This window comes from Streptomyces europaeiscabiei (assembly GCF_001550375.1).
Lineage (GTDB): Bacteria > Actinomycetota > Actinomycetes > Streptomycetales > Streptomycetaceae > Streptomyces > Streptomyces europaeiscabiei.
The window spans coordinates 1-20,157 of record NZ_LRTR01000605.1 but is presented as its reverse complement, the minus strand read 5'-3'; the positions used below and the strand labels follow the sequence as shown (position 1 = coordinate 20,157).

The window sequence follows — 20,157 nt, the reverse complement described above, 5'->3', positions numbered from 1 at the left end:
CCCCACCAGGGAGGGCGCCCCTTGCTCATCTCGCTGTCCTCCTCAAGAAGATGAGGCCTTGTTCTCGCTCAGTCCTCGCACTCCTCCTTGAACTTCGCCTTGGACTTCCACAACCAGTCCTTCCCGTCCTGCTCCCAGGGGAGAGGACCGTCGTGCTCCCAGAGGGGAGGACCGTCGTGCTTGGAGCAGTGGGGCTTGTGGGGCTTGTGGCCCCCGTGATCACCCTTGCCTCCGTGATCACCCTTGCCTCCGTGATCACCGTGATCACCGTGGCCCTCTCCAGGTCCCGCAGGACCCTGAGACCCTTCAGGACCCTGAGGCCCGGTGTCTCCCTTGGCTCCCTTGGGTCCGACGGGCCCGGTGTCTCCCTTGGCTCCCTCAGGCCCGACGGGCCCGGTGTCTCCCTTGGCTCCCTCAGGCCCGACAGGACCGGCGTCTCCCTTGGCTCCCTTGGGCCCGACGAGACCGGCGTCTCCCCTGGCTCCCTCACGCCCGACGAGACCGGCAGGCCCGACTGGTCCGAGAGGCCCGGCGGGACCGGTGTCCCCCTGAGCCCCCTCAGGCCCGACGGGACCGATGTCCCCCTTGGCTCCCTCAGGCCCTACGGGACCGGCAGGCCCGGCGGGACCGGCGTCTCCCTGAGCCCCCTCAGGTCCGACGGGACCGGCAGGCCCGGCAGGCCCGGCGGGACCGGTGTCTCCCTGGGCCCCCTCAGGCCCAGCGGGACCGGCAGGTCCACTGGGGCCCGCAGATCCACTGGGGCCCGCAGGACCCGTCGGCCCAACAGGCCCGGTGGGTCCGGTGGGTCCGGTCACGCAGACCGGCGACGTGATGACGTTGTCGTCCAGCGTCACCGCGCCGGTCTGCGCGAGGACCCTGCCCTGGATCTCGACGCCGGTCGTCACCGTGATGGATGCCTGGGCCAGGATGGTGCCCACGAAGGTCGAATTGGTCCCGAGAGTGGCGGAACTTCCCACCTTCCAGAACACATTGCAGGGCTGCGCGCCATTGACGAGGACGACGCTGCTCGCGGAGGCGGTGGTCAGCGTCGATCCGGCCTGGAAGATGAAGACCGCATTGGGGTCACCCTTGGCATTGAGGGTGAGGGCTCCGGTGAGTCCAATGCCCTCATTGGCCGTGTAGACCCCGGGCACCAGTACCTGTCCGCCGAGATCTGCCGTAATGGCAGCCCCGGGTCCCCGACCGGCCGCATCGGTGTAGGCAGTGGTCAGATCCGTCTTCGCCTGAATGGCCTCGGCGTTGGACACGTTCAGGTCGCCGAAGATCTGTCCGGGGCCGGCGGGCGTCGACGACGAGAAGCCCGTCACCGAAGAGCCCGGACTGAGCCCCACGTCACCGTTGATGACGGTGGGGCCGGTGTTGGTGATCTCCGAACCGGCCAGGATCGCGTAACTCTTGGCGGTCCCCAGCTCAACCGGGGCTTCTGCGGCCTGCGCGGTGGTGAACCAGGCCAGAGTGGCCGTGGCCAGCAATACCACGCCGGGCACGACCGCGAGACGCGCCTTGAGGCGGCGGTTTATACGGGGTCTGCTTCGCAGCGGAGATGGTGCGTCGACCACTGTCATTGTGACTGACCTTTCTTGTCGCCATTGAGCCCAGCCGCCGGCACAAGGGCATCCCGGACTCCCGCGGTGAGTTCCGGTCGGACCGGAAGCCGCGTCTCGTATCGAGGTTCCGCGGAGTGGGCCGACAACAGAGGACCGCTGGGACGAGCACCTGCCGATGGTGATGAGCCGTCATTAACCATTTGAAAGCTAGCAATAGCCGCTTAAAGGACATATGGATAAGAGGCCGAACGAGGTGCAATGTGTGTGTTATTCACCCTGCCGGTCGTGTCGGTCCTTGCTTCCTCCGGCCATCGGCTCGCTCTCGGGGAGGGCCTGGTCACCAGCCGGATCACGGAGGTGGCGACCGGCACGGGTACACCGACGTGAGCCGACAGACAACGGCGGGCGCCTCCAGTTCCCCCCAGTTCCCCGCTGCTTCGCATCGCCCACCAGGCACAAGACGAAGCGTCAGCCGAGATGACCTCGGGCGACCTGCACCCGGACACGGTGATCACCGCGCAGTCCCTCACCGAGGACGAAAGGGCGTGGCCGTGACTCGGTTCCCAAGGGCAAGTCGAAGCGCGACAGGGACGCCCTCACCGCACGCCGCGCGAGGCCGAGGACGAGACGGGCCACCGCCGCTCGCCCGGCCCCCGGCTGCCCACGACCCACCACTTCGTCAACGGGCTTGCCGGGCAGGTGAGTTACTGGGCCGAGTTACCGGGCCGCCGAGGTGGCCGACGGCCACTCCACGTCCAACCGCGAGGTGGACCGGATCCTCCGGCCGGGCCCGCCGCCGCCCGCGCCCGCCTCACCCGGCCCCGCGACCGGGACCTGATCGACGAGTCCCTGGCGACCCTCCGCCACGCCTGACCCTCAGGCCCCGCCCGCCGTGTGCCCCTGCGCGTCCGTCCGCGCCAGGCTCCGGGCCCGCCGGGCCGGACCGCGCCAGCCGCAGCTGCATCTCGCCACACAGAACTGGCCCTGTTCGACAGTGGTCGTACGGTGCTGCTGCGGAGGTATCGGCTCGCCCTGATGCGCCACACCCACAACGTTACCCAGGGCAAGCAGGCCCGATCCCCTCCGCCCCGAACGCCCTCGAACGCCCCCGAAGGGGCGCGGGGCTGCGCCATCTGCGGCTCCCCCGCGGGGCGCGACCAGCCACGACCCACCCTCAGTCGCGACACGACGGACGACCCGAGCCACGGGGCGCTCCCACCCCTCACCCTCACCCTCACCCACCCCGCGTGACGACCTCCCCGACCCGTCGTTATCACGAAAACAAGCAGGTGGACCCGGTACAGACCCGGCCAGGGGATTGGCAGGCGATGGTGACGCGGCGGCACAGCAGGACAGGCGCGGCGCTCGTCGCGGCAGGACTCATCGTCGGCACGACCGGTGTCACCGGCTGCTCGGGCGGCGGCGGCCCCGACGACTCCCTCCCTTCCGACCCGGTGGACCTGCTGCACCGCGCCGCTCCCACCCTCGTCCGCGCGGGCAGCTCCAAGGCCCGTACGGAGATGGAGATGGCCACCGGCGGCACCCGCGTGACCATCCACGGCGAGGGCGTCTACGACTACGGCAGACAGCTCGGCAGGCTCAAGGTGCTGCTCCCGCACGACCCCGCCGGCCGCAGCGAGCACCGCCCGATCACCGAACTCCTCGCCCCCGGCGCCCTGTTCATGAAGAACCGCGGCGCGGGCGTCCCCGCCGACAAATGGGTCCGCGTCGACACGGGCACCCTCTCCGACGGCAATCTGGTCACCGGCGGCGCCACCGACCCGTTCGCCGCGGCCGAGGTGCTGCGCGGGGCACGTACGGCGGAACTCGTCGGCGAGACCGAGATCGACGGCACCCGGGTCCGGCACTACCGCGGCACCGCCGACCTCACGACCGCCTCCCGCGCGGCCTCCGAGGGCAACCGGGCCCCCCTGCGCGCCGCCGCCGAGGGCTTCGCCACCGCCCGGGTCCCCTTCGACGCCTACCTCGACGACGAGGGCCGCATCCGGAAGGTCCGCCACCGCTTCAGCTTCGTCAACGGCGCCCGGCAGGGCACGATCGCCGTCACCTCGACGACCCTGCTGTACGACTTCGGCGTCCACGTCACCGTACGGCTGCCGAGACCCGAGGACATCTACGCCGGGAAGATCGCGGAGGAGTAGTCCCCGAGGAGTCGGAAAGTACGGGGCCGGAAATGGTCCGTTGGTGCCATGCGCGGGCCGTGGGCCGCTGCCTACCCTAGGAGTCGGTGACGGCAGAGAAGAGGTGATGCGCGTGGCTCCGGCAGGCGGTACGGCGGTTCAGGACCACGTGGCCCTCGCCGAGATCGAGCTCTGCGGCGACCTCATCATCGCGGCCTCGACCACCGACGGCGACCGCCTCAGTCCCGACCGCATCGACGAGGTCCTGCGCGTCTGGGAAGAGCACGCCCACGAGGACCAACCACCCCGGTAGCGGACGGCCGCGCCGGGAGCACCGGCCCCTGGCCGCACCCGCACACCGCGGCGGGCCCCGGTGGCTGATCCTGTGGCCGCGCCCGGTGACCACACCTGGCGACCACACCCGGTGGCCGAAAAGCACCCCTCGGGCAGCACGCCCCCAAGCCCCCGGCGCTCAGGTCCGCAGCAGCCGCCCGATCGCCTTCGTGGCCTCCTCCACCTTCGCGTCGATCTCGGCGCCGCCCTTGAGAGCCGCGTCGGCGACGCAGTGCCGCAGGTGTTCTTCGAGCAGCTGCAGCGCGAAGGACTGCAGGGCCTTGGTGGAGGCGGAGACCTGGGTGAGTATGTCGATGCAGTAGACGTCCTCGTCCACCATCCGCTGGAGCCCACGAATCTGCCCCTCGATACGCCGCAGGCGCTTCAGGTGCTCGTCCTTCTGGTGGTGGTACCCGTGGATTCCACGGTCGTGGTCGGTCACGACACCCGGCTCCACGCCGTCTACGGCGGAGGGCACTTCAGCGCCGGCCCCTGTGGTCGTCATCGCAGCCTCCAGACATATACCCCTACCGGGTATATGGTAGCGAACTTTGGCGGGTATACGCCCTGCGGGCGGCCCCCCTGCCGGTCGATCTGCATGATGGGCGACACTGGGGGACGGCCCATTAGCCGTGGCCGGATGATGCGCCTAGCATCAGCCTGACCGAAACCAATGCATACCGAGGACCCCACGTGCGCTTTCGTCTGACCCCCAGGGAGACGAGCTTCTACGACATGTTCGCCGCATCCGCGGACAACATCGTCACGGGCTCGAAACTCCTCATGGAACTGCTCGGGGCGGACACCGCCGGCCGGGCCGAGATCGCAGAGCGTATGCGGGCCGCTGAACACGCCGGTGACGACGCCACACACGCGATCTTCCACCAGCTGAACTCCTCGTTCATCACGCCGTTCGACCGCGAGGACATCTACAACCTCGCGTCCTCCCTCGACGACATCATGGACTTCATGGAGGAGGCCGTCGACCTGGTCGTCCTCTACAACGTCGAGGATCTGCCCAAGGGCGTCGAGCAGCAGATCGAGGTGCTGGCGCGGGCCGCCGAGCTGACCGCCGAGGCCATGCCGAACCTGCGGACCATGGCCAACCTCACGGAGTACTGGATCGAGGTCAACCGGCTGGAGAACCAGGCCGACCAGATCCACCGCAAGCTGCTGGCCATGCTCTTCAACGGCAAGTACGAGGCCATCGAGGTGCTGAAACTCAAGCAGATCGTGGATGTGCTGGAGGAGGCGGCGGACGCGTTCGAGCACGTGGCGAACACGGTGGAGACCATCGCCGTCAAGGAGTCCTGAACCTTTCATGGACACCTTCGCTCTGGTCGTGACCATCGGGGTCGCGCTCTTCTTCACGTACACCAACGGCTTCCACGACTCCGCGAACGCGATCGCGACCTCGGTGTCGACCCGCGCGCTGACGCCCCGCGCGGCCCTCGCCATGGCCGCGGTGATGAACCTCGTGGGCGCCTTCCTCGGCAGCGGCGTCGCCAAGACGGTCAGCGAGGGCGTGATCTCCACGCCCGAGGGCTCGAAGGGGATGGGCATCCTCTTCGCGGCGCTGGTCGGCGCGATCACCTGGAACCTCGTCACCTGGTACTTCGGTCTCCCGTCGTCCTCCTCCCACGCGCTGTTCGGCGGCATGGTGGGCGCGGCACTCGCGGGCGGTACGACGGTCTACTGGTCCGGCGTGCTGGAGAAGATCGTCATCCCGATGTTCGTGTCACCGGTGGTCGGCCTGGTCGTCGGCTATCTGGTGATGGCGGCGATCATGTGGATCTTCCGCCGCGCCAACCCGCACAAGGCGAAGCGCGGTTTCCGTATAGCGCAGACCGTGTCGGCGGCCGGCATGGCCCTCGGCCACGGTCTTCAGGACGCACAGAAGACGATGGGCATCGTCGTGATGGCCCTGGTCATCGCGGACGTCGAGGACTACGGCGATCCCATCCCGGTCTGGGTGAAGATCGTCTGCGCGGTGATGCTCTCCCTCGGTACGTACGCGGGCGGCTGGCGCATCATGCGCACTCTGGGCCGGAAGATCATCGAACTCGACCCGCCGCAGGGCTTCGCCGCCGAGACCACCGGCGCGTCGATCATGTTCATCACGGCCTTCATCTTCAAGGCCCCCATCTCCACGACCCACATCATCACCTCGGCGATCATGGGCGTCGGCGCGACCAAGCGCATCAACGCCGTCCGCTGGGGCGTGGCCAAGAACATCATCCTCGGCTGGTTCATCACGATGCCGGCCGCGGCCCTGGTCGCCGCGACAAGCTTCTGGATCGTGAACCTGGCGGTCCTGTAGCCCCGCCCCTCCCCCCACGGGCCGCGGGGAACCGCGCCCCGTCAGGGGCGCGGGGAACTGCGCGAGAAGCCCCGCCGGACCCGCGCCCGACCACTCGGCGATGGGGGTCCGGGGGCGCAGCCCCCAGGGATGGGACGGGTAGGGGCGGCGGGGGCGAGAAGAGGCGCCTGCCACGCCCCCGCGAGAAGGACCCCGTGCGGACGAGAAAGGGCCCGCCCCCGGAAACCGGGGACGGGCCCTTCACCTACCTCGCGGCGGCACCGCCATGCAGCACCGCGAGGAGTTCCTTCGGGCGACGGCCTAGCCGAAGCGGCCGGAGATGTAGTCCTCCGTGGCCTGGACGGACGGGTTGGAGAAGATCCGCTCCGTGTCGTCTATCTCGATGAGCTTGCCGGGCTGCCCCACGGCCGAGAGGTTGAAGAACGCCGTACGGTCGGAGACACGCGCCGCCTGCTGCATGTTGTGCGTCACGATGACGATCGTGAAGCGCTCCTTCAGCTCACCGATGAGGTCTTCGATGGCGAGCGTCGAGATCGGGTCCAGCGCGGAGCACGGCTCGTCCATGAGCAGCACCTTCGGCTGGACCGCGATCGCGCGGGCGATGCACAGTCGCTGCTGCTGACCGCCGGAGAGACCGGAACCCGGCTTGTTGAGGCGGTCCTTGACCTCGTTCCAGAGGTTCGCGCCCTTGAGGGACTTCTCGACGATGTCGTCCAGCTCGGACTTCTTCTTGCCACCGACCAGCTTCAGGCCCGCCGCCACGTTGTCGTAGATCGACATCGTGGGGAACGGGTTCGGCCGCTGGAAGACCATGCCGACCTCACGCCGCACGGAGACCGGGTCGACCCCGGCGCCGTACAGGTTCTCGTCGTCGAGCATGACCTTGCCCTCGACACGGCCGCCCGGCGTGACCTCGTGCATCCGGTTCAGGGTGCGCAGGAACGTGGACTTGCCGCAGCCGGAGGGGCCGATGAAGGCCGTCACCGTACGGGGCTCGATGGCCATCGAGATGTCCTCGATGGCCCGGAACGAGCTGTAGTAGGCGTTGAGGCCGCTGACGTCAATTCGCTTGGCCATGGGAATCACTGCTTCTTTCGCGGGGGAACTGGTCGCTGTATGGCCGCGTCAGCGACCGGCCACGCGGCGGAGCCGCGTGTTGTCATCGTGGGGCCTTCCAGCGGGCGATACCGCGGGCCGCCAGGTTCAGGATCATGATGAAGGCGATCAGCGTCAGCGACGCCGCCCAGGCGCGGTCGTACGCCGCTCCGGAGCCGCCGCTCTGCTGGAACTGCAGATAGATGTACATCGGCAGCGAGGCCTGCGGGTCGGCGAAGGGGTTCGCGTTGATGTAGTTCGAGCCCCACACCAGCAGCAGGACCGGAGCGGTCTCACCGGCGATACGGGCGACCGCGAGCATCACACCTGTCGTAATACCACCGATCGCGGTCGGCAGCACGATTTTGAGGATGGTGCGCCACTTCGGCACGCCCAGCGCCAGCGAGGCCTCGCGCAGCTCGTTCGGGACGAGCTTGAGCATCTCCTCGGTGGAGCGGACGACGACCGGCAGCATCAGGATGGTCAGCGCCATCGCGCCGGCGAAGCCGGAGGGGCCCATGCCCAGTATCAGGATCCAGGTACTGAGGATGAACAGGCCCGCGACGATCGACGGGATGCCCGTCATGACGTCGACGAAGAACGTGACGGCCTTGGCGAGATTGCCGCGGCCGTACTCGACCAGGTAGATCGCGGTCAGCACTCCGACCGGAACGGAGATCACGGCGGCGATGCCGACCTGCTCCAGCGTGCCGAGGATGGCGTGGTAGATGCCGCCACCGGGCTCGGAGGTGGAGACCACACCCATCGAGTGGCTGAGGAAGTAGCCGTCGAAGACCTTCACACCGCGCTTGACCGTCTCGTAGATGAGGGAGGCCAGCGGGATGAGGGCGAGCAGGAACGCGACCCAGACGAGGCTGGTCGCCACACGGTCCTTGGCCTGCCGGCTGCCCTCGACCCGCGAGGTGATGACGTACGACCCGAGGACGAAGAGGAGTCCGGCGATCAGGGCCCACTGGATGGAGCTCTCCAGGCCTGCCGCCGCGCTGATGCCGAGGCCCAGAGCGATCGAGCCGGCGGCGACCGCCCACGAGAACCACTTGGGCAGGGACGCGGCGCGCAGCGTGCTCGGGCGCTTTCCGGAGAGAGTCGAGTTGCTCATGCGTTGGCCCCCGAGAACTCCTTGCGGCGGGCGATGATCAGGCGCGCCCCACCGTTGACCAGCAGGGTGATGACGAACAGGACCAGACCGGAGGCGATGAGCGCGTCCCGCCCGATCTCGGTGGCCTCACTGAACTTGCTCGCGATGTTCTGGGCGAAGGTGCCGCCGCCCGGGTCGAGCAGGCTGAGGTTGATCTCGAAGCTGGACGACAGGACCATCGCCACGGCCATGGTCTCGCCGAGGGCGCGGCCGAGGCCGAGCATCGACGCGGAGATGACACCGGAGCGCCCGAAGGGCAGCACCGCCATGCGGATGACTTCCCACCGGGTGGCGCCGAGGGCCAGGGCGGCCTCCTCGTGCATCCGCGGGACCTGGCGGAAGACCTCGCGGCTCACGTTGGTGATGATCGGCAGGATCATGATCGCGAGCAGGATGCCGACGGTGAGCATCGAACGGGGGGCGCCGCCCTGCCATTCGAAGATTCCGGTCCAGCCGAGGTAGTCGTTCAGCCAGCCGTAGAGCCCGTCGAGCTGCGGTACGAGGACCAGGGCGCCCCAGAGGCCGTACACGATGGACGGCACGGCGGCGAGCAGGTCGATCACGTACGCGATGGGGCCGCCCAGCCTGCGCGGTGCGTAGTGCGTGATGAACAGGGCGATGCCGACCGCGACCGGGACCGCGATGGCCATGGCGATGACCGACGAGACGATGGTGCCGAAGGCCAGGACCGCGATGCCGAACACCGGCGGCGCCGCGGTGGGGTTCCACTCGAAGGTGGTGAAGAAGTTGGCCTCGTCCTCACTGATCGCGAGCGCGGCACGGTAGCTGAGGAACACGGCGATGGCCGCCATGAGCGCCAGCAGGAAGATGCCGGATCCGCGGGAGAGACCGAGGAAGACCCGGTCGCCGACGCGTGTGGCGCCGCGGGCGGCGCGCTTCTCCTCGACGGTGGCGGAACTCGGTGGAGTGGGAGGAGCGGGAGTGTCTTTGGTCGATATGTCCATCACGTTCTCCGGTCTGCGGAGCCGTCGTCGTGCGGACGGCGGCTCGGGGCGGAGCCACCCGCGATGGCGGAGGGCTCCTGGCGGCGGTGCACCGGACGGTGCGGCCCGGTCCCGGTGGGGACCGGACCGCACTCAGGTCAGCTCAGTTCCGAGATGGTCGTGCGGACCTTGGTGATGATCTCCTCGGGCATCGGGGCGTACCCGGCCTCGGAGAGCAGCGCCTGGCCGTCCTCGGAGGCGACGTAGGTGAGGAACGACTTGGTGGCGGTCAGGGTGTCGGCCTTGTTGCCCTTGTCGCAGACGATCTCGTAGGTGACGAGGGTGATCGGGTAGGCGCCCTCGGCGGTCGGCGTGTAGTTGAGCTTCAGCGCGAGGTCCTTGCCGGTACCCACGACCTGGGCCTCGGAGATGGCCTTCGTGGCGTTCTCGACGGTCGCCTTCACCGGGGTGGCGGCACCGGTCTTGACGTCGACCGTGCTGATGCCCTCCTTGGCGTAGGAGAGCTCCATGTAGGAGATCGCGCCCTTGGTCTCCTTCACGCCCTGCGCGACACCGGAGGAGCCCTGCGCGGACTGGCCGCCCTTGGCCTGCCAGGCCTTGCCGCCCTCGTACTTCCAGCTGTCGGGGGCCGCGGCGATCAGGTACTTGGTGAAGTTGTCCGTGGTGCCGGACTCGTCCGAGCGGTGGAAGGCCTGGATCTTGAGGTCAGGCAGCTTGGCGTCGGGGTTCAGCGCCGCGATGGCCTTGTCGTTCCAGTTGGTGATCTTGCTGTCGAAGATCAGGGCGAGGGTCTTGGCGTCCAGGATCAGGCTGTCGACACCCGGGACGTTGTAACCGACGGCGATCGGACCGCCGACCATCGGCAGGTCGATGCCCTGACCGCCGGAGCAGATCTCCTTGGAGGCCGTGACCTCTTCGGGCTTCAGCGCCGAGTCGGAGCCGGCGAAGGCGACCTGGCCCTGGGTGAACGCGGTGATACCCGCGCCCGAACCGCTGCCCTTGTAGTTGATCACGACGTCCTTGCAGGTGCTCTGGTACTGCTTCACCCAGGCGTCGATCGCGTTCTTCTGCGCGGAGGAGCCGTCGGCCAGCAGCTGACCCTTGGCGTCGCCGCAGTCGATGTTGCCGGCGGCCGCCGAGCTGTCGCCGGTACCGCTCGCGCCACCACTGGTGTCGTCGGACCCGCATGCCGTGAGGGTCAGGACGCCGGTGACGGCGACAGCACCGAGAGAAAGGGCGCGCAGCCGGTTCTTGCGCTGAAGCTTCACTTTCGGGAGTTCCTTCCAAGAGCCGCCGTCCACATGGCGGCGTGCGAAGTCGTCTAGTCAGCATCGGGATCTGTCCAGCGGGTGCCTTCAGTCCCTCAGACTGCTGTCGTCACGGGTTGCGCGGCCTCATTTGGCCCACACCCCGCACCGGGTAAGGCCGAAATTAGGCAGATCAGGTGAAGCCGCCGATGGACGGAAGTGAACGGCGAGTGAACCCCTGCCGAAAGTGCGGTGAGGTCACGGAACGCTCACGGGAAGAGCACGTGCAGATTCCGATGCGGCGCCCCCCGAGCGATCACCTCACCAACCCCACCGGGCTCAAGCGTTCCACACACCCTCACCTCCCCCCTTCCATAGTGACGCTCCGCACCCATTCAACTACAGAGAGAAGCAATCCCCAGTTCAAGCCCGCCCTACGCCCATCCACCGCCTCCGGCCCGCACAAAAGAGGCGCGGGGAGCCGCGCGAAAACCCCATGATTCCCGCACAAAACACCCACAACAACCATCCCATCACCCCCAGCGAGGGCCTGGGAGCCGCCCGGGGGCGGCAGCCCCCAGAATCGAGGGTCGAAGGGGCGCGGCCCCTGGGGATGGGAACGGGCAGGGGCGGCGGGGGCGGAAATCCGGGAACCCCACCCCCAGCAACCCCGTCTCGTTCCACGACCCACCCCACGCGGCGCACCGGAGGCGCACATGGAACGACGCACGTTCATCGGCGGCGGCGCAGCCGCCCTGACCACCCTGACGGCCTCCGCCTGCACAGGCACCGACCCCGGTCCCGGCACCCGCGCCACGGACACCTCCCTGCGCACGACTGCCACGGGCGCGGGCACCGCATCCAAGGCCACCGTCGCCGACTGGTCCGCCCTCGCCCGCGACCTCGACGGCCCCCTCGTCCGCCCCGGCGACAAGGCCTGGTCCACGGCCCGTCAGCTCTACAACACCCGCTTCGACACCCTCAAGCCCACCGCGGTCGCCTACGTCGCCCACTCCGACGACATCCGCACGACCCTCGCCTACGCCAGGGCCCACGACATCAAGGTCTCGATCCGCAACGGCGGCCACTCCTACGGGGGCTGGTCCTCCGGCAACGGCCGCCTGGTCGTGGACGTCTCGAAGCTGAGCAAGGTCCGCGCCTCCGCGAACGAGGCGGTGGTCGGCGCCGGCGCGAAGCTCATCGACGTCTACCGCGCCCTGGCGGCGAAGGGCGTGACCATCCCCGCCGGCTCCTGCCCGACCGTGGGCGTCTCCGGCCTGACCCTCGGCGGCGGCCACGGCGTGACCTCCCGCGCGTACGGCCTGACCTGCGACAGCCTCACCCAGGCCACGCTGATCACGGCGGACGGCAAACAGCTGATCGCGAACGCCACGACGAACAAGGACCTCTTCTGGGCCCTACGAGGCGCGGGCAACGGCAACTTCGGGGTGGTCACCGAACTCCGCTTCAGGACCCACCCGGCCCCCCAGGGCGTCACCGCGTATGTCACGTGGCCGTGGTCCAAGGCCGCCGCCGTACTGAAGGCCTGGCAGGAGTGGGGCCCGACACAGCCCGACGAGATCTGGTCCTCCTGCCACCTGCAGAACGGGGGCAGCCCGTCCGTCGCGGTCGCCGCCTTCTCCCTCGGCACGTACGGCGACCTGGAGAACGCCCTCGACCGCCTGGCCGACCGCGTCGGCACCCCGGCCCGCAGTGTCTCCCTGCGGCGCCGCTCGTACGAGGACGCCATGGAGGGCTACGCGGGCTGCGCCTCCTTCTCGACCGACGCCAAGTGCCACCTTCCCGGCTCGACCCCGGGCCGCTCACCCCAGGGCGCGCTGGGCCGCGAGACGTACGCGGCCCGCTCGGACTTCTTCGACCGCTCGATCTCCTCGGCGGGCATCCAGACCCTCCTGACCCAGATCGCGGGCGTGAAGGGCGGGGCCGGCAGCATCGCCCTCACCGCTCTCGGCGGCGAGATCAACCGCGTCTCCCCCACGGCCACGGCCTTCGTCCACCGCCGCTCCCGAATGCTGGCCCAGTACCTCGCCTCCTGGAAGAGCGGCACCTCCGGCACGGCGGCCCAGTCCTGGCTCACCACGGCCCACAGGTCCATGACCCGCCACGCCTCCGGCGCGGCCTACCAGAACTACGCCGACCCCACCCTCACCAACTGGAAGAAGGCCTACTACGGCGACGCGGTCCCCCGCCTCACGACCCTGAAGAAGAAATACGACCCGAAGCGCTTCTTCACGTTCCCGCAGGCGCTGTAGCCCCCGGACCTCTGACGGGCGCCAGACCCTGCCCGTTCTGAAGGGCCGCAGGCCCCTTCAGGGGCGCGGGGAACTGCGCGACAAGCCCCCACCCACCCGCACCCGCCGAACAACCGACCCCCCGAGCCATCAGGCGCCCGAGGGGTCGAGGGGGGTCGAAGGGGGGTCGAAGGGGCACAGCCCCTGGGGATGGGAATGGGTAGGGGCGGCGGGGGCGAAAAGGATCCCGGGCGAACCCCCAGGAAGATCCCCGGACGAACCCTCAGGAAGCCCCGGGCGAACCCTCAGGCCGCCAGATCCCGCTCCTCCGCCGGAGCCCCTTCGACCCGCGCCCCGGGAATCACCGCACGCCCCCCGTCCCGCCCCCGAGCCCGCACGACCCACCCCACCCGAGGCGACCGCTCCACCGCCCTCATCAACGGCGTGAGCAGAGCCATCGCCAGCGGCGACAGCAACAACGCGACAGCGGTCCCCAACGCGAACCCACCGATCACGTCAGTCGGATAGTGCACACCCATGTAGACCCGGATGAACCCACCCAGCAGCCCGATGACCAGCCCGACCATCCCGAACTTCCGATTGGCGACGAACAACCCCACCGCCATCGCCATGATCAGCGTCGCGTGATCGCTCACGAACGAGTAGTCCGTCTTGCCGGAGACGAGCACCTCCAGCCCCTCATGATCGAGAAAGGGCCGGGGCCGCTCCACGAACCCGCGTATCGGCACGTTCACCAGCACGGCGATCCCGGCGGCGAGCGGCGCCCACACCAACGCGGCCACGGACGGGGCGGCATCCTCCCCGCCCCGCTTCCGCACGCCCCACCAGCACCACAGGATCAGCAGCACCATCGCGAAGAGAAGCCCGTACTCACCCACGAACTCCATCACCCGGTCCAGCCAGTGCGGCGCGTCCTTGGCGAGGCCGTTGATGTCATACAGCAGCTCGACGTCGGGGTTCGATCCGGATTCAGCGGCAATTGCGGCATGCGCGGCGAGTCCAGCCATCGTGCTGCGGCCCTTTCGTCATCGTTCTCGCGACCGCACCCTTACGTGCGCCGCGCTCTGCCACCCCCGTGGTGTACGTAGTGCTTCCGCATGAGCGTCAACGGGCTACGTCAAATAGGAACGCACACTCTCCTTCAATACGTTCCACCCTCCACTGAATGATCACTCAGACGTTATCGAAGAGAGACACGTCTCCGCAGCTCAGGGCAGGGTCTCACAGAGAATTACGGCGCTGTCAGACCGTCTTGGGCAATGCTTTCGCGCCATCCTCGGTGACCCGTGTGGCGCCGAAGTAGTCGGGGGTATCAACCGGGTCGAACCGGATGACGGCCCCCGTCCGCGGAGCGTCGATCATGTATCCGCCCCCCACATAAATCCCGACGTGCCGAATGGCACGGGAGTTGGTGAGGTCGTCCGAGAAGAACACCAGATCGCCGGGCAGCAGCTCGGCCCGCGAAGGATGCGGCCCGGCGTTGTACTGATCGTTCGCGACCCGCGGCAGCGTGATCCCCACACTCTCGTACGCCGCCTGCGTCAGTCCCGAGCAGTCGAAGCGTCCGCCCTGCTCAGCGGTGCCGGTACCGCCCCACAGATACAGCGTGCCGAGCTTCTTCTGCGCGTACGCGATGGCTCCGGCCGCCTGCTCGCTCGGATCGACCCGGCTCGTCGGCGCGGCGAAACTCTCCGACAACGTCGTGATCGTCTTGACGTAGTTCTGGGTCTCCTTGTACGGCGGGACGCCCCCGTACTTGATGACGGCGTACGCCCCCGCGTTGTAGGAAGCGAGCATGTTCGCCGTCGGATCACCGGGTACGTCCTTCACGTACGACGCGAGGTGACAGTCGTACGAGGCGGCCGATGGAATCGCGTCATTCGGGTCCCAGACGTCACGGTCCCCGTCTTTGTCCCCGTCGACCCCGTGCGTGGCCCATGTCCCCGGAATGAATTGCGCGATCCCCTGCGCGGCGGCAGGGCTCTGCGCCTTCGGGTTGAACCCGCTCTCCTGATACAGCTGGGCGGCAAGCAACGCCGGATTGATGGCGTCGCACAGATTGCCCCATTTCTGCACGAGGGTCTGATAAGCGGCGGGCACGGCCCCCTTGGCCAGGCCGACCGACTTCCCGCCGATCCCGCCCGCGAGATTCCCGGCGACCATGTAGACACCCACGACCAGCAGCATCACGAAGCTCAGCCCGGCGCTGCCGGCAGCGATCACCACGATCCACGCCTTACGCACCGTCAACCGCCCCTCACCGCGCGCCAGTCCGCCGACGGTAAGTGTAGATGCGGTCGATCCCGTTAGGAATGATCACCGGACCGGCCCGCAGTCGACCCACAACAACTTCCCACCCTGTGAGACACCGAGGTCGCGCAATACGGACACGCCCCGATCCTGGGAGCAGGCGCGCACGAGCTGCAGCCCACGCCCACGCTCGGCGTCGAGGTCGACGGGCTGGGCGCCCCCCTTGAACCCCACCGGCACCCGCCAGTCCCGATCCCACACCCCCACGCGCAGCCTCCCGCCGATCTCCAGCACCCGCAGGGCGTACTCCTGCACGGTGTGCCGATGAGCGTTGGTGAGCAGCTCGGCGGCCAACAGTTCAGCGGTGGGGGCAAGTTCGGAGAGACCGTGGGCGGCGAGCACGGCCCGGAGAGTGGCACGCCCGACGCCGGGGGACCGGGGATCACGCGGGAGGCTCAGGGTGTAGTTCCAGGACGGGGATACGGTGGCCATGGAAGTCTCCGACTACTGAGGGGAGTTGGTTGGATACGGCTTCTGAGTCCTAAAGTAGCGGGACAGAGTTAATACATTCACTGATCCTCGGCAATTTCGTTCACTGCCACCCGTGTGGGTGACCAGCGGTGGCAAGGAGGTCGACAGCCCCGTGAGAACCAACCCGACGGGCAGACAACTCCGCTTCGGCGCAGAGCTGCGCAAACTCCGGGAGCGAGCGAGTCTGAGCGCCACGGAGGCCGGTCAACTTCTGGGCATCAAGCAGACGCAGGTCAGCAATATGGAGGCCGGCCGCGTGGGAGTGAGCCCCGAGCGCCTGCGCACGATCGCCTGCCACTACGACTGCTCGGACAAGGCCCTGGTCGAGGCGATGGCGGCCATGACGTCGGACCGGAAGCGAGGCTGGTGGGAGGCGTACCGCGAGCTGCTCCCGACGCCGCTGGTCGACCTGGCCGAACTGGAGCACCACGCCGAGTCGTTGCGCGATGCCATCACAGCCCGCATCCCTGGCCTGCTCCAGACCCGCGAGTACGCCCTTGAGATCTTCCGCCAAGCGGTCACCGAACTCTCACCGCCCGACATCGAGCACCGTCTCTCGTTCCGCATCAAGCGGCAGGCGATTCTCTTCCGCGAGGACGACCCGACTCCGTACGAGGCGGTCATCCACGAGGCCGCCTTGCGCATGAGGGTCGGCGGTTCCACGGTTGCCCGACAGCAGTTGCAACACCTGCTCGACATGAGCGACCGACCCCACATCACCCTGCGAGCGATCACCTTCGACGCCGGCGCCTACCCAGGGTCCGGGCAGTCGATCCACTACGCCTTCGCCCACGTGCCACAGCTGGACACCGTCTATCTCGACCAGTCCCACGGCCTCGCGTTCCTCGACGCCGAGGCGCAGTTGCACAAGTACCGCACCCTGTTCGACCGGATCGAAGCCGTCACACTCGCTCCCGAGAAGACCCGAGACCTCATCCACAACGTGATGCGAGAGCTGTGAAGGGAACACCCATGACCCCACGCTGGCAGAAGTCCTCGTACTGCTCCGAGGGCGCCTCCTGCATACACATAGCCACCGACTCCCCCACCATCCACCTCACCGAGTCCGCCGACCCCACCCAAGCCACCCTCACCACCACCCCCTCCTCCTTCCGAGCCCTCCTCCACGTACTCAAACTCGACAAGGAACCCACCCGTGTCTGACATCCCCCCGGACCTCGACTGGATCCGCGCCGCCCCCGAGGACGCGACCGGCCCCGGCCCCTGGATCGAGCTGGCCTTCGGGGAGGGTCAGGGCGAGGACGACCCCGAGGCCCCCGTCTACATCCGCGAGACCAGCGACCCCGACAACGTCGTGACGACGAACCGCCGGAAGTGGGACGCGTTCGTACTGGGCGTACAGGCGGGGGAGTTCGACCACTTCGTGGAGGGGGTCGAGCGATTCGAGAAGTGAAGGTGACCGTGTGCGGGCGGTAGGGAAGCCGGGTTGCTGCTCATCGCCGTCGATGTCTCGCAACTAGCCGGACGAGCTGTACATCGACAGGTGTCCGCCGCCTCACGGCGTCCAGATGACTCCCGAGGAGGCAGGGAAATCGGGGTAGCCCTGACCTGTCCACACCGCTCCGGTGACCTCGGTGCCGGGGTCGGCGAGGACCGGTGCACACGTCTCGTACGAGGCGCCGGGCGGGAAGCTCTTGGTCTTCGGGTAGGAGTCACACGTGGCGAAGGTCCCGATGACCAGTAGCTGCCTGGCGGCAGTCCCGTCGTCGAGCAGCCCACCTGGCGGGTCGACAGGGGCGTGGGAGAGATCTTTCTCGCCCGCGTTCTTGATGGTCGCGCGCACGTAGTACGGCGTCATCTTCTTGGCGTCGCCGCTCAGCCCCAGCGGGGCCACATCCGCCTTGCTGCCCTTCTCGATGCCGGTGATCGTGACCTCGAGGGTGCCCGCCTTCGTCCCGCCTTCGTAGCTGAGCAGGGTCGGTTCTCCGAGCTTCGCCTTTGTCCCTGGCTTCGCCGTGCCGTCCTCGTTCGTGCTCGAGGTCGGTGACGACGAGGGCTGGGGGGAACCGGTGGCGGAGACATTCGGTGCAGGCGTGCCGCCAGGGAAACCCTCCTCGCCGCCGGAACCGCAGCCGGCAAGGGTGAGCGCGAGGACCAACGAAGCCGCGGCCGACGCTGACCGGGGAGTAGTGCGAGTGACCATGCCAGGCATCGTATGCATCTTCGGGCGGCCACAGCGGCAGTGTCCCGGCCATGCCCGCCGTGGTCGGCGGCACGTACCGCCGACGGTCGTTTCAGGTGTCGATCTCGCCCCGCCACGCGAACGTCAGCAGAGCGCTCGGCAGGTACTCCGACTCGACCTCGATGGGGAGTCCCTTGTCGTGGGCGAGGCAGGCGATGGCCAGCGGACCGAAGGCGACGAGGCCGTCACTGTTGATGGCCCGGTCGTCGGACGCGGTCCAGTACTCCTTGTGCCACCGGAGCGCGTCGACCAGCGCCTCGTTGAACTTCTCGTGGTCCTCACGCAGGTAGCGATAGAACAGGATGATCGGCGGATAAAGGATCGAGGACATGTAGTCCTGGTCTGCCCACTGCGCCGAGTCCGGACCGGTGCCGTCCACGGCGGCGACCAGATGGTCACCGACGCCGTCCTGGCCCAGCCAGAAATGCTGCAGGGTCTCCACCCACGAGTAGATGTACTCGTCGAACGTCGCACCCGATTCACGCAGCAGAGAGACGGGCACCCGAGCCAGCTCGCCCAGCCTCTCGTTCTCACGGCAGATCAGCGCGAGGTAGAACGCCTTGACCCAGCTGCCGGCGTTCACGTTGGGCTGGGGCCCGGTGGCGAGAAGGTGCCGCTCCTTCTCCTTGATCCGGCACGTCATGGCGCTGCCCTCGGGAGCGGTCGCCAGAGCGAACTGCGCGGAGCCCAGTTGCATGGCGGTGACCCAGGCTTCCCAGGTCTCGAACTCCTCGGCATCCGGGTCCAGTTTGCACCGGGTCTCGGCCAGGGTCAGCGTTGTGCCCAGAGCCTGTTCCCAGGCGAGGTCCGACCGCTCGATGCGTTCCAGCGCCCATTCCACGGTCTCCGCAAGCGATTCCACACCCGCTGCCGTATCGATGTCGTCCGCGAGGCTCGGGGGGTCGTCGTGGCGGGGAATGCGCGTCACCACTGGTTCTCTCCTCTTAGTCAATCTTGAAGTGCTCCAGCTTCGCACCAGCGTAGGTGCCCGGGTTCTCCGCGGCCTTGACCATGACGTACTTCAGCTTGCCGCTGTCGAGGGCATCGATTATCTGGCGTGCGATGGCGCCGTTGGTGACCGGCTTGCCTGCAGCGTCCAGCACCGGATTGCCCGCGCTGTCCCGCGCGACGAGACGCGAGTTCTTCCCCATCTCGTGGAGGATCGTCTGAATGTACGGCCGTGTCCCCTGCTGGACCATCCAGCCGTCCGCCCCCGGACCGGCACCCTTGCGCCAGATCGGATTCCCCTTCGGCGCTTTGGCCTCCGCAATGACCAGCGTGCCGTCATCCAGCCGGTAGAGCTGGTCGAACATGTTCGCGCCGTTCGATGTCTTCGGCAGGTCGATCCACTGGGCGTCCGGGAACCGTTGCGGAATGACATGTCGCATGGCCGCCTGCTCACCGAGAGCCTCGGCGATCGAGCTGTTGTTGGGCCGCCCCGGGAGCTGCGCGTCGAACGCGTTCTGCGCGCTGTTGAGCTTCGTCAGGTTCTCAGCAGAGGGATCAGCCCTGTACGCCCGCTCGGCGTTGGTGAGGTCCTTGGACACCTTCCGGTCCATCGAGGCGTCGTCGAGGTGACCGATCTGGTCGGTCCGGACCGACCCGCGATCGAATGTCCCGGGGTCGAGTGTGCTCTTCGCGCCCGGCTTCGGCGGCAGGGAGTCCTTGGAAATCCAGCTGCCGTCCGAGTCCTTGGCGAGGATCGGCAGCTCGTCCCCGTTCTCATCGAGCGTCTTGATGCTCTTACGGTGACCGTCGGAGCGGTAGAAGTCCTCGAACCAGGTCTGATCGGGATCGTTGGCCTTCCTGATCTGCTCCGCGATGATCTTCTTCTGCTCTTCGGGGGTACGTTCGCGCGCCTGCTGCCCCTCGTCCGCAGCCCCGGCGCCGTTGTCGCCCGCGTCTCCGGCCCCAGCAGCCTCGTCGCCGGAACGGCCCGCGTCGCCGGCCACATCGTCACCGACCCGCCCCGCGTCATCCCCGGTACGCCCGAGATCGTCCAGGCCACCACCGCCGGAGCCGCCCGAGCCACCGCGCCCAAGTGGCGGATTCCCGCCGGCACGGCCCCCGGC

21 protein-coding genes are annotated in these 20,157 nt (G+C 68.2%); 9 read left to right on the top strand and 12 right to left on the bottom strand.

Translation table 11 applies throughout. The features are described 5' to 3' along the window. Positions 1-68: 68 nt before the first annotated feature. Positions 69-1,586 carry an ice-binding family protein gene (locus AWZ10_RS48215; RefSeq protein ID WP_079104464.1) on the bottom strand — a complete coding sequence of 506 codons (1,518 nt, stop codon included), beginning with the start codon at positions 1,584-1,586 and terminating at the stop codon, positions 69-71. Positions 1,587-1,832: 246 nt separating this feature from the next. On the opposite strand from AWZ10_RS48215, the gene AWZ10_RS55200 reads away from it, so the two are divergent. The 3 genes from AWZ10_RS55200 to AWZ10_RS28920 all read left to right on the top strand — a co-directional run bounded on the left by AWZ10_RS55200 (position 1,833) and on the right by AWZ10_RS28920 (position 4,022). Next, positions 1,833-1,955, top strand: a complete 123-nt coding sequence (locus AWZ10_RS55200; protein ID WP_279616645.1) for a hypothetical protein — start codon at positions 1,833-1,835, stop codon at positions 1,953-1,955. Between the two features lie 941 nt (positions 1,956-2,896). Next, the gene (locus tag AWZ10_RS28925) at positions 2,897-3,730 is read left to right on the top strand and encodes an SCO4651 family lipoprotein (protein ID WP_046703628.1); all 834 of its coding nucleotides are present in this window, start codon (positions 2,897-2,899) and stop codon (positions 3,728-3,730) included. Between the two features lie 106 nt (positions 3,731-3,836). After that, positions 3,837-4,022 carry a hypothetical protein gene (locus tag AWZ10_RS28920; RefSeq protein WP_046703627.1) on the top strand — a complete coding sequence of 62 codons (186 nt, stop codon included), beginning with the start codon at positions 3,837-3,839 and terminating at the stop codon, positions 4,020-4,022. 159 nt (positions 4,023-4,181) lie between these two features. On the opposite strand, the gene AWZ10_RS28915 is transcribed toward AWZ10_RS28920, so the two are convergent. Beyond that, a complete protein-coding gene (locus AWZ10_RS28915) occupies positions 4,182-4,547 on the bottom strand; it encodes a metal-sensitive transcriptional regulator (RefSeq protein ID WP_037688248.1) in 366 nt (121 codons plus the stop codon). Positions 4,548-4,735: 188 nt separating this feature from the next. Here AWZ10_RS28915 and AWZ10_RS28910 point away from each other — a divergent pair, with 188 nt between their 5' ends. Continuing rightward, positions 4,736-5,356 carry a DUF47 domain-containing protein gene (locus AWZ10_RS28910; RefSeq protein WP_013002574.1) on the top strand — a complete coding sequence of 207 codons (621 nt, stop codon included), beginning with the start codon at positions 4,736-4,738 and terminating at the stop codon, positions 5,354-5,356. A 7-nt stretch (positions 5,357-5,363) separates the two neighbouring features. Next, positions 5,364-6,362, top strand: coding sequence for an inorganic phosphate transporter (locus AWZ10_RS28905; RefSeq protein ID WP_037688244.1), 999 nt, complete (start codon positions 5,364-5,366; stop codon positions 6,360-6,362). 300 nt (positions 6,363-6,662) lie between these two features. Here AWZ10_RS28905 and pstB read toward each other — a convergent pair whose 3' ends face one another. The 4 genes from pstB to pstS form a co-directional block, all read right to left on the bottom strand. Beyond that, on the bottom strand, positions 6,663-7,439 hold the full coding sequence (gene pstB / locus AWZ10_RS28900; protein ID WP_046703626.1) for a phosphate ABC transporter ATP-binding protein PstB: 777 nt from the start codon (positions 7,437-7,439) through the stop codon (positions 6,663-6,665). An 82-nt stretch (positions 7,440-7,521) separates the two neighbouring features. Next, a complete protein-coding gene (pstA, locus tag AWZ10_RS28895; RefSeq protein WP_046703625.1) occupies positions 7,522-8,577 on the bottom strand; it encodes a phosphate ABC transporter permease PstA in 1,056 nt (351 codons plus the stop codon). Beyond that, positions 8,574-9,581, bottom strand: a complete 1,008-nt coding sequence (gene pstC, locus AWZ10_RS28890; RefSeq protein WP_046703624.1) for a phosphate ABC transporter permease subunit PstC — start codon at positions 9,579-9,581, stop codon at positions 8,574-8,576. The genes pstA and pstC overlap by 4 nt, the downstream gene beginning before the upstream one ends. Positions 9,582-9,718: 137 nt before the next feature. Further along, on the bottom strand, positions 9,719-10,849 hold the full coding sequence (pstS, locus tag AWZ10_RS28885; RefSeq protein WP_046703623.1) for a phosphate ABC transporter substrate-binding protein PstS: 1,131 nt from the start codon (positions 10,847-10,849) through the stop codon (positions 9,719-9,721). A 695-nt stretch (positions 10,850-11,544) separates the two neighbouring features. Here pstS and AWZ10_RS28880 point away from each other — a divergent pair. Beyond that, entirely contained in the window at positions 11,545-13,101 is a 1,557-nt protein-coding gene (locus tag AWZ10_RS28880; RefSeq protein ID WP_060892412.1) for an FAD-binding oxidoreductase, read from the top strand. A gap of 284 nt (positions 13,102-13,385) precedes the next feature. On the opposite strand, the gene AWZ10_RS28875 is transcribed toward AWZ10_RS28880, so the two are convergent. From AWZ10_RS28875 to AWZ10_RS28865, 3 genes are all read right to left on the bottom strand, one after another. Beyond that, positions 13,386-14,108 carry a phosphatase PAP2 family protein gene (locus AWZ10_RS28875; RefSeq protein ID WP_037688226.1) on the bottom strand — a complete coding sequence of 241 codons (723 nt, stop codon included), beginning with the start codon at positions 14,106-14,108 and terminating at the stop codon, positions 13,386-13,388. Positions 14,109-14,343: 235 nt separating this feature from the next. Next, complete coding sequence (locus AWZ10_RS28870) at positions 14,344-15,351, bottom strand: C40 family peptidase (RefSeq protein ID WP_173531696.1); 1,008 nt, start codon at positions 15,349-15,351, stop codon at positions 14,344-14,346. Between the two features lie 66 nt (positions 15,352-15,417). Then, positions 15,418-15,843: an ATP-binding protein gene (locus tag AWZ10_RS28865; protein WP_208618567.1), complete on the bottom strand. Its 426-nt coding sequence runs from the start codon at positions 15,841-15,843 to the stop codon at positions 15,418-15,420. 151 nt (positions 15,844-15,994) lie between these two features. Here AWZ10_RS28865 and AWZ10_RS28860 point away from each other — a divergent pair, with 151 nt between their 5' ends. From AWZ10_RS28860 to AWZ10_RS28850, 3 genes are read left to right on the top strand one after another with little or no spacing between them, the layout of a single operon-like run. Beyond that, on the top strand, positions 15,995-16,843 hold the full coding sequence (locus AWZ10_RS28860; RefSeq protein WP_060892434.1) for a helix-turn-helix domain-containing protein: 849 nt from the start codon (positions 15,995-15,997) through the stop codon (positions 16,841-16,843). A gap of 11 nt (positions 16,844-16,854) precedes the next feature. Next, entirely contained in the window at positions 16,855-17,046 is a 192-nt protein-coding gene (locus AWZ10_RS28855; RefSeq protein ID WP_060892411.1) for a DUF397 domain-containing protein, read from the top strand. Beyond that, the gene (locus AWZ10_RS28850; RefSeq protein WP_060892410.1) at positions 17,039-17,296 is read left to right on the top strand and encodes a DUF397 domain-containing protein; all 258 of its coding nucleotides are present in this window, start codon (positions 17,039-17,041) and stop codon (positions 17,294-17,296) included. Before AWZ10_RS28855 ends, AWZ10_RS28850 begins: the two co-directional genes overlap by 8 nt. Before the next feature lie 102 nt (positions 17,297-17,398). Here AWZ10_RS28850 and AWZ10_RS28845 read toward each other — a convergent pair whose 3' ends face one another. From AWZ10_RS28845 to AWZ10_RS28835, 3 genes are all read right to left on the bottom strand, one after another. Continuing rightward, positions 17,399-18,046 (bottom strand): hypothetical protein, encoded by a 648-nt coding sequence (locus AWZ10_RS28845; protein WP_159058378.1) that lies wholly within the window; start codon positions 18,044-18,046, stop codon positions 17,399-17,401. 91 nt (positions 18,047-18,137) lie between these two features. Next, entirely contained in the window at positions 18,138-19,013 is an 876-nt protein-coding gene (locus tag AWZ10_RS28840) for an immunity 49 family protein (RefSeq protein WP_244172577.1), read from the bottom strand. A 16-nt stretch (positions 19,014-19,029) separates the two neighbouring features. Further along, complete coding sequence (locus AWZ10_RS28835) at positions 19,030-20,037, bottom strand: hypothetical protein (RefSeq protein WP_060892407.1); 1,008 nt, start codon at positions 20,035-20,037, stop codon at positions 19,030-19,032. Between the last annotated feature and the right edge of the window lie 120 nt (positions 20,038-20,157).

Bases quoted from the DNA above. Each gene is read 5' to 3' on its own strand.
- AWZ10_RS48215 (WP_079104464.1), bottom strand. From the start codon at position 1,586: ATGACAGTGGTCGACGCACCATCTCCGCTGCGAAGCAGACCCCGTATA.
- AWZ10_RS28925 (WP_046703628.1), top strand. From the start codon at position 2,897: ATGGTGACGCGGCGGCACAGCAGGACAGGCGCGGCGCTCGTCGCGGCA.
- AWZ10_RS28920 (WP_046703627.1), top strand. From the start codon at position 3,837: ATGCGCGTGGCTCCGGCAGGCGGTACGGCGGTTCAGGACCACGTGGCC.
- AWZ10_RS28915 (WP_037688248.1), bottom strand. From the start codon at position 4,547: ATGACGACCACAGGGGCCGGCGCTGAAGTGCCCTCCGCCGTAGACGGC.
- AWZ10_RS28905 (WP_037688244.1), top strand. From the start codon at position 5,364: ATGGACACCTTCGCTCTGGTCGTGACCATCGGGGTCGCGCTCTTCTTC.
- pstB (WP_046703626.1), bottom strand. From the start codon at position 7,439: ATGGCCAAGCGAATTGACGTCAGCGGCCTCAACGCCTACTACAGCTCG.
- pstA (WP_046703625.1), bottom strand. From the start codon at position 8,577: ATGAGCAACTCGACTCTCTCCGGAAAGCGCCCGAGCACGCTGCGCGCC.
- pstC (WP_046703624.1), bottom strand. From the start codon at position 9,581: ATGGACATATCGACCAAAGACACTCCCGCTCCTCCCACTCCACCGAGT.
- AWZ10_RS28880 (WP_060892412.1), top strand. From the start codon at position 11,545: ATGGAACGACGCACGTTCATCGGCGGCGGCGCAGCCGCCCTGACCACC.
- AWZ10_RS28875 (WP_037688226.1), bottom strand. From the start codon at position 14,108: ATGGCTGGACTCGCCGCGCATGCCGCAATTGCCGCTGAATCCGGATCG.
- AWZ10_RS28865 (WP_208618567.1), bottom strand. From the start codon at position 15,843: ATGGCCACCGTATCCCCGTCCTGGAACTACACCCTGAGCCTCCCGCGT.
- AWZ10_RS28855 (WP_060892411.1), top strand. From the start codon at position 16,855: ATGACCCCACGCTGGCAGAAGTCCTCGTACTGCTCCGAGGGCGCCTCC.
- AWZ10_RS28845 (WP_159058378.1), bottom strand. From the start codon at position 18,046: ATGGTCACTCGCACTACTCCCCGGTCAGCGTCGGCCGCGGCTTCGTTG.